Origin of the sequence: Chryseobacterium sp. VD8 (assembly GCF_037149975.1) — a bacterium.
Taxonomy (GTDB): domain Bacteria; phylum Bacteroidota; class Bacteroidia; order Flavobacteriales; family Weeksellaceae; genus Chryseobacterium; species Chryseobacterium indicum.
Window position 1 is genome coordinate 1 of record NZ_JBBCQL010000225.1, and the last position, 7,665, is coordinate 7,665.

Sequence of the window (7,665 nt, forward strand, 5' to 3'; positions counted from 1 at the left end):
ATTTTGATCTGATGGGAGAATACTACTTTTCAAATGTGGGAATTCTGAGTGGGGGAGTATTCTATAAATCTATTACAGACCCGATTTTTCAGGATTCTTTCATCGGAAACTACAACGGAATAAACGGAGTACAGTTCACCGCACCAAATAACGGAAAAGCAGCTTCACTAAGCGGAATCGAATTGGGCATCAACAGAAGATTCGATTTTTTACCCGGCTTCCTGCAATATTTCGGAACACAGCTTAACGCCACTTTCATGGATTCTGAAATGGTAAAACCAGGCGGAAGGAAAGTAAAACTTCCTTATCAGGCAAAAGAATTATACAATGTTCAGTTGTTTTTCGAGAAAAAAGGATTCAATGCAAGACTGGCGTACAATTACAAAGGAAAATATGCTGTTGAATATGCAGAAGATGATATCAATGATTCTTATTACGGCAAATACAGCAGTCTGGATTTCGGAGGTTCCTATCAGTTTACCAAACATATTCTTTTGTACGCGGATGTGAATAATATCCTGAACAAACCCCTTATTTACCATTTCGGAAAAGACGAAACCCGACCGGAACAGGTTGAATATTATGGCGTAAGATGCAATTTGGGAATAAAATTTAATTTCTAACCGGATCATCATGATAAAAGCGGTCAATAAAAAAACAGCAGTGACCCTGAAAGCGGCTTTCGCGGCATTTGGAGTGTACTTTTGCATGTACGGTTTCCGGAAACCTTTTACGGTTGCCTCTTTCGATGGACTTTCTTATTTCGGGATCGATTATAAAGTTTTGATAATCATTGCGCAGGTTATAGGATATTTTATCTCAAAATTTCTTGGAATTAAGTTTATTTCAGAATTAAAGCCGGAAAAAAGGATCTTCTATTTATTCATCTTTATTGCAGTTGCAGAGCTTGCTTTGCTGGGTTTTGCCGTCATTCCCGCTCCATACAATATTCTTTGTATGTTCATTAACGGGATTCCGCTCGGGATGATCTGGGGAATCGTTTTTTCTTATATTGAAGGAAGAAAGACAACGGAAATCATCGGTTTGTTTTTGTGTTCGAGTTTTGTGGTTTCTTCAGGATTTACAAAATCTGCGGGGAAATTTTTAATGGATACTTTCCATATTTCAGAATTCTGGATGCCTTTTTCGGCAGGATTGCTATTCATCATTCCGTTGCTCATATTCGGACTGATGCTGGAAAAACTTCCGCAGCCTACGGAAGAAGACATTTTGTTAAAAAACAAAAGAGAGCCGCTTAATAAAGCAGAAAGAAAAAAAATCATTCAGCAGTTTCTGGTTCCGATGGTCTGCATTACATTGTTGTACGTAAGTCTTACGGTTTTAAGGGACTTCAGAGATAATTTCAACCGTGAGATCTGGGATAATCTGCACATCAGATTCAGCAGCTCTATCTTTACCTTAACGGAAATTCCGATTGCTGTTATGGTGCTTCTAATCTTAGGGTTCATGGTGAAGATAAAAAACAACAGAAAAGCTTTTGCCTGGTATCATTATCTTCTTTTTGGAGGGATTTTAATCGTAGGTTTTTCAACTTTTTTATTTGAAATCAAAATTATATCGCCTTTTTTATGGATGGTTCTTTCAGGTTTCGGAATGTACCTCTGTTATATCCCGTTCAACGGAATTTATTTCGACAGGATGATTGCTGCTTTCAATATCAAAGGAAATGTAGGATTTCTGATCTATCTCGTAGATTCTTTCGGGTATCTGGGAAGTGTTCTGATTCTGCTTTACAAAAATTTCGGCTCACCGCAGACTTCATGGCTGAATTTTTATATCCGGCTGAACTATATTATCGTAACCATTGTGCTGGTTTCTTCCTTCATCGCATTGGTTGCATTCAGAAGAAAATCAGGAAAAAATGAAATCAATAAAAAACCATACATCAGTTTCGATCCTTCGAAAAGTATATAAATTATAGTAAAAATGACAACAAAATTCGATTTAATCGTTGTAGGAGGAGGCATTTTAGGAACTTTTCATGCGTATCATGCGCTGAAAAAAGGACTTAGAGTAGCTTTAATAGAGAAAAATTCGGTTCCTCAAGGCGCAACGGTAAGAAATTTCGGGCAGGTTGTTCCTTCCGGAATGAACCTCAAATGGCAGAACTTCGGAAGAGAAAGTCTGGCAATTTATAATGAACTTCAGCAGCATACCGATTTAACGATACGAAAAAACGGCACGGTCTATATCGCATCCAATGACGAAGAACTTCAGCTGATTAATGAGCTGCATGAAATCAATAAAAATAATGATTATGAATCTGTTCTTCTGTCAAAAAGCGAATGCATCAGCAAATTTGATGGACTCCGTTCAGATTACTGCAAAGGCGGATTGTTTTTCCCTCAGGAATTATCGGTAGACTCGGCTGAAATGATTGTAAAACTTCACAGGTTCTTACAAGAAAAACTTAAGCTGGAAATTTTCTACAACACGACCATTGTTGAAACCCATGAAAATGACGGAGAATGTATTGCCATTACTGCTGCAGGAACAGCACTGAATGCCTCAAAAATAATCATCTGCGGCGGACATGAATTTAAAACGTTATATCCCGAAGTTTTTAACGAAAGTGATCTTGAGGTAAGCAAACTGCAGATGCTTCAGACAAAGCCACAGGGAATTTATGCGCTTCAGGGAAATATTCTCACCGGACTTTCCATCAGAAGGTATGAAGCCTTTGAAGAATGTCCGTCTTTCAAAAAAATCAAGTCACTGGAAGATCCGAATTCCTTTGAGAAAAAATACGGAGTCCATATTTTATTCAAACAGGCTTTGGACGGTTCGGTTATTTTAGGAGATTCCCATGAATATGCAGATGCGAAAAATGCAGATGATCTAGGATTTGATCTGAATATGGAAATTGATGAATTCATGATTAGTGAAGCAAAGAAAATCATAGATCTTCCGACTTACGAGATTCAGAGAAGATGGTTTGGCGTGTATTCCCAGTGCAAAACAAAAGATATTTTCGAGTACAGTCCTTCTCCCAACATTCATATTGTAACGGGAATCGGAGGAAAGGGAATGACGGGAAGCGGAGGCTTTTCAAAATTTAATATAGATAAAATTTACACATAAAATTAAATGAAGAATATAGAATTACTGGTTCTAGATATGGCTGGAACCACCATTGATGAAGATAATGTGGTATATAAAACGTTAATGACTGCCGTGAATGATTACGGATACAGCGTTTCTCTGGAAAAAGTTTTATTAAGCTGCGCCGGAATGGAAAAACTGGAAGCGATCAGCAGTCTGTTAAAAGAAATAGGCGGAAATGAAGAAGATGCGGCTGCCATTTTTGAAAGCTTTTCGGATCAGCTGAAAACAGCGTATCAGAATTTAGAGGTAAAACCGATTAACGGCGTTGAAAATTTCCTCATCAAGATGAGAACTCAGGATAAAAAGATTGTTTTAAATACAGGCTATACTTCCGAAATTGCCCTGCAGCTTTTGGAAAAACTGGGCTGGAAAGAAAATGCGCACTTTGATGCTTTAATTACAGCCGATGACGTTTCGGAAAGCCGGCCAAGTCCGGAAATGATTCTTCTGGCTATGAAAAAATTCAATATTCATGAACCTGAAAAAGTTTTAAAAGCAGGTGATTCCGTCATTGATATCGAAGAAGGCAAAAATGCAGGATGCGGAGTTACGGTAGCTGTTCTTTCCGGAGCGCAGAGCAAGGCTGAACTTGAAAAATCCAATCCCGATTATATTTTTAACACGATTTCTGAGGCTGAACGATTTTTTTACTAATTCGTTCAAATTACGCTTATCCCAATTCAGCCTCTTTTTTATTTCTGAACATCGGTTTCGTGAAATCAGGAAATCAACTTTGTCAAAGTTTTAAACTTTGACAAAGTTCCAAACATCCCTTTTTTAAATTACTCAATCAACCTAAAGTTTGTAAAATCTTAAAATTCAAAACCCACTTATTATTATGAAAGCAAAACTATTTTCAATGGCAGTCGTAATGAGCTGTTTTCTCGGAGCTCAGACGAAGAAAGTTCTTTTCATCGGGATCGACGGTTGTCGGGCGGATGTTATGATGTCTTCCGGTACGCCGAACATTCATGCACTGGCAAATCAGTCAGTTTATTCTTTAGACGGACTCTGTGCAGCAATTACTTTGAGCGGAAACGGCTGGAGTACCATGCTTACAGGAGTCTGGCATACGAAACACAATGTGCAGGACAATAATTTTACCAGTCCGAATTATGCAAATTACCCTGACTTTTTAACGAGAGCAGAAGCGTATAATCCCAATTTAAGAACCATTTCTCTAGCTCATTGGGCTCCGGTTAATAATACCATTGTTCAGAACGCGGATGTAAAGACTAATTTCACAACAGATCTCGCAGTGAAAAATGCGGCTGTAAATGCTTTGCAAAACGATAATCCTGATATTTTGTTTATTGATTTTGATGATGTGGATCACGCCGGACATTCTTATGGCTTTTCGTCTTCTGTGCCGCAGTATGTTTCTGCCATACAAACTATTGATACATACATCGGAGAAATTGTAAACGCCATGAAAAGCCGATCAACGTACAGTAATGAAGACTGGCTGGTTGTTTTAACCACGGATCACGGCGCGGTAGATAACGGGCATGGAGGCGGAAATCTTTCGGAAAGGAATATTTTTACCATCTACTCTAATCCTAATTTTACTCCTCAGCAAATCAGCAGAACCATTTCAGAATCTCCTAAAACGTTCAATCAGCTCAATCTTCCGGCAGGAACGTATGCAAAACCTGCGAATCAGACTCCATTTAATTTTGGAACAACTCAGGATTTTACAATTGAATTCTGGGTGAAACCCAATGTTGCTTACACCAGTGATCCTGTAATGATGAGTAATAAAAACTGGGCAAACGGAAAGAACAAAGGTTTTGTAATTTCAGGATATTCCGGACAGACTTTTAAAATGAATATTGGTGACGGAACCAACAGGATTGATCTTGTAGGCGGAAAAATGGAACTTAATACATGGAAGCATATTGCCGTAAGTTTCGACAGAGACGGACTTGTAACGATGTATGAAGATGGCGTTCCCGTAACTTTTGCAAAAATGAACACCATTGGAAATATTGATTCGGGACTCCCGTTTACGATCAATCAGGATGGGACAAACACCTACAGTCCAACGCTTGCAGCTTCTTATAGAGACATCAGAGTGTGGAAATCTGCTCTTCCGAACGAGGTTATCGTGAATTGGGCAAATCAGGATATTACGGCTTCACATCCTTATTATTCTCAATTGGTTGCCAACTGGAAATGTGATGAGGTTTCGGGAAATACACTGGCGGATTCTGGTCCGAATGCAAACACCGTTACGATTACCGGATCTCCTGCCAGAAATCTGAACACGGTTACTAATTTTAAAATTTATAATTATTTATCGACAACCCGGGAAACGGATCATTTGCCGACTGTATTGAACTGGCTTTGTATTCCCGTTCAGCCATCTTGGGGAATTGATGGGATCAACAGAATTCCGCTATGCGCCAACGGAATTTTATCTGCCTCAGAAACAGAGATTACAGCAAGTGATTTTATGATTTATCCCAATCCTTCGAATCAGGAGGTAAATATACAATTCAAATCAAAGGAAAAAGAAATGAAGCTGGAAATTATGGATGCAAGAGGATCATTGGTTTTATCAAAAAATGTGAATTCCTACAACGATGATTAACATGAAAAATTAAATGTCAGTCATTTCCCGAATGGAATTTATCACATAAAAATAACAGGAAGAGGAAAGTCACTTACAAAAACATTGATAAAGCAATAGAACAGAGATAATTTTTTAGAGAAGGCTTCCGTTTTTATACCGGAAGTTTTCTTTTTATCTGAAAACTTCAGCTTTATATTTTAGAATAACTATAAATTGCTGGATTAAAATGATGTAATTCAGTGGTTTGCGGATGTATGTAAATGTTTTGGTTAAAAATAAAAACTTCTCGGAACTATTTTTGTATCCATAGATTCATAATCACAAAAAATATCTATTATGAATACCAAAAGACTTTCCGATTCCATTGAAAAAGCATTAAGCGACCAGATGAACAAAGAAATTCACGCTTCACACACCTTTTTATCATACGGAATCTGGGCAGACGATAAAGGATATCAGGGAATTGCCAATTTCTTGTACAGACACGCTCAGGAAGAAAGAAATCACTCCATTAAATTCATGGAATATGTATTAAACAGAGGCGGAAAGCCAAAGGTAGATGCAATTCCTGCTCCTCCGGCAGATCCGGAATCGCTTACTGATTGTTTTGAAGGGGTTTTCAAACATGAAGTAAATAACACCACTGCCATTTATAAAATTGTAGATATGGCTCTTGAAGAAAAAGACTGGGCAACGTGGAACTTTATGCAGTGGTTTGTGCAGGAGCAGATTGAAGAAGAAACACTGGCGCAGAATCTGATGGATAAATTGAAAATTGCAGGTGGAGACAGAGCTACGGATGAATCTTTATTTACTTTGGATAAAACCTTGCAGGAAACTCCGGACGATGCCCCTTTGGCGCAGGAAGCGACGGGAGATAATCCTTAATAATCTTTTTTGAAATTAAATTATTGAAATCCGTCATATTGGTGACGGATTTTTAGTATTGTTTTATTTCTATAGTAAATTTTTAACTTAATAATTCATTATGTAGAGAATATTATTATATTTGTCTGAATTACAAATAAAAATTACTATGAAAAATTTGAAAAAAATTTCAAGAGAGCAGCTGAAGCAGGTAAAAGGAGCAGGACCCAATGTTCCGGCTTGTCCTGTAGGACATTTATGGAGATGTGAAGCCATTGGTGTTTGCGATGAGGTGTTCGATCAGTGGGATTGTCTTTGCGGATGCTATCCTGTAGATCCTATTCATCCAACTCTTCCTTTCCCAAGATAATTGAAACATATCTTTAACAAAATGTCCCCGAAGCTTAATGTTTCGGGGATAATTTATTTCTGGAAAGGAAAATAGCTTAGAATTTAAAAATAGACAGGGTGGAGGAATTATGCTTTTAAATCACTATCTTTGCACGCTGAAAGTTCAGATCGGAAATAACCTCCAATTTGAATATTAATTTTAACCTTAGAATTTTACAATATGAAACCGAAAGGTTACATAGCATTATAAATAAAATAAAAATTTCGTTATGAAATGTGGAATCGTAGGCTTACCGAATGTAGGTAAATCAACTCTTTTTAACTGTCTGAGCAACGCAAAAGCACAGTCGGCAAACTATCCTTTCTGTACCATCGAACCGAATTTGGGAACTGTTTCAGTACCGGATCACCGATTATTTGAGCTGGAAAAAATAGTAAAACCTGAGAGAGTTTTACCCGCAGTGGTAGAGATTGTAGACATCGCAGGACTTGTAAAAGGAGCAAGCAAAGGAGAAGGTTTGGGAAACCAGTTCCTTGCCAATATCCGCGAATGTGAGGCAATTATCCATGTTTTGAGATGTTTTGATAACGGAAATATTGTTCACGTAGAAGGTTCAGTAGATCCGTTAAGAGAAAAAGAAATCATTGATATCGAACTTCAGCTGAAAGATCTGGAAACGGTAGGAAAAGCAGTTGAAAAAGCTAAAAAGTTCATCAAATCCGGTAAAAAAGAAGATGTTTTGGCA

Annotated in this window: 8 protein-coding genes and 1 pseudogene; all 9 read left to right on the plus strand. The window is 37.7% G+C overall.

The window, feature by feature from the left end:
• The coding region (locus WFK35_RS18650) for a TonB-dependent receptor domain-containing protein (protein WP_336733819.1) at window positions 1-623 on the plus strand (623 nt) is incomplete at its 5' end.
• Between the two features lie 10 nt (window positions 624-633).
• A complete protein-coding gene (locus WFK35_RS18655; RefSeq protein WP_336733820.1) occupies window positions 634-1,935 on the plus strand; it encodes a DUF5690 family protein in 1,302 nt (433 codons plus the stop codon).
• Window positions 1,936-1,947: 12 nt separating this feature from the next.
• On the plus strand, window positions 1,948-3,102 hold the full coding sequence (locus WFK35_RS18660) for a TIGR03364 family FAD-dependent oxidoreductase (protein ID WP_336733821.1): 1,155 nt from the start codon (window positions 1,948-1,950) through the stop codon (window positions 3,100-3,102).
• A 6-nt stretch (window positions 3,103-3,108) separates the two neighbouring features.
• Window positions 3,109-3,780, plus strand: coding sequence for an HAD-IA family hydrolase (locus WFK35_RS18665; protein ID WP_336733822.1), 672 nt, complete (start codon window positions 3,109-3,111; stop codon window positions 3,778-3,780).
• Window positions 3,781-3,964: 184 nt separating this feature from the next.
• The gene (locus WFK35_RS18670; RefSeq protein WP_336733823.1) at window positions 3,965-5,719 is read left to right on the plus strand and encodes an alkaline phosphatase family protein; all 1,755 of its coding nucleotides are present in this window, start codon (window positions 3,965-3,967) and stop codon (window positions 5,717-5,719) included.
• A gap of 15 nt (window positions 5,720-5,734) precedes the next feature.
• Window positions 5,735-5,818 (plus strand): annotated as a pseudogene (locus WFK35_RS18675) (hypothetical protein); the annotation flags it as partial.
• Between the two features lie 219 nt (window positions 5,819-6,037).
• Window positions 6,038-6,589: a ferritin gene (locus tag WFK35_RS18680; protein WP_336733824.1), complete on the plus strand. Its 552-nt coding sequence runs from the start codon at window positions 6,038-6,040 to the stop codon at window positions 6,587-6,589.
• Between the two features lie 148 nt (window positions 6,590-6,737).
• Entirely contained in the window at window positions 6,738-6,938 is a 201-nt protein-coding gene (locus WFK35_RS18685; RefSeq protein WP_214589998.1) for a bacteriocin-like protein, read from the plus strand.
• A gap of 250 nt (window positions 6,939-7,188) precedes the next feature.
• Window positions 7,189-7,665: GTPase (locus WFK35_RS18690; RefSeq protein WP_336733825.1), on the plus strand; the 477-nt coding region annotated here is incomplete at its 3' end.

Excerpts from the sequence above, each read along its gene's own strand:
- WFK35_RS18685 (WP_214589998.1), top strand. The coding sequence starts at position 6,738 with ATGAAAAATTTGAAAAAAATTTCAAGAGAGCAGCTGAAGCAGGTAAAA.
- WFK35_RS18665 (WP_336733822.1), top strand. The coding sequence starts at position 3,109 with ATGAAGAATATAGAATTACTGGTTCTAGATATGGCTGGAACCACCATT.
- WFK35_RS18680 (WP_336733824.1), top strand. The coding sequence starts at position 6,038 with ATGAATACCAAAAGACTTTCCGATTCCATTGAAAAAGCATTAAGCGAC.
- WFK35_RS18670 (WP_336733823.1), top strand. The coding sequence starts at position 3,965 with ATGAAAGCAAAACTATTTTCAATGGCAGTCGTAATGAGCTGTTTTCTC.
- WFK35_RS18660 (WP_336733821.1), top strand. The coding sequence starts at position 1,948 with ATGACAACAAAATTCGATTTAATCGTTGTAGGAGGAGGCATTTTAGGA.
- WFK35_RS18655 (WP_336733820.1), top strand. The coding sequence starts at position 634 with ATGATAAAAGCGGTCAATAAAAAAACAGCAGTGACCCTGAAAGCGGCT.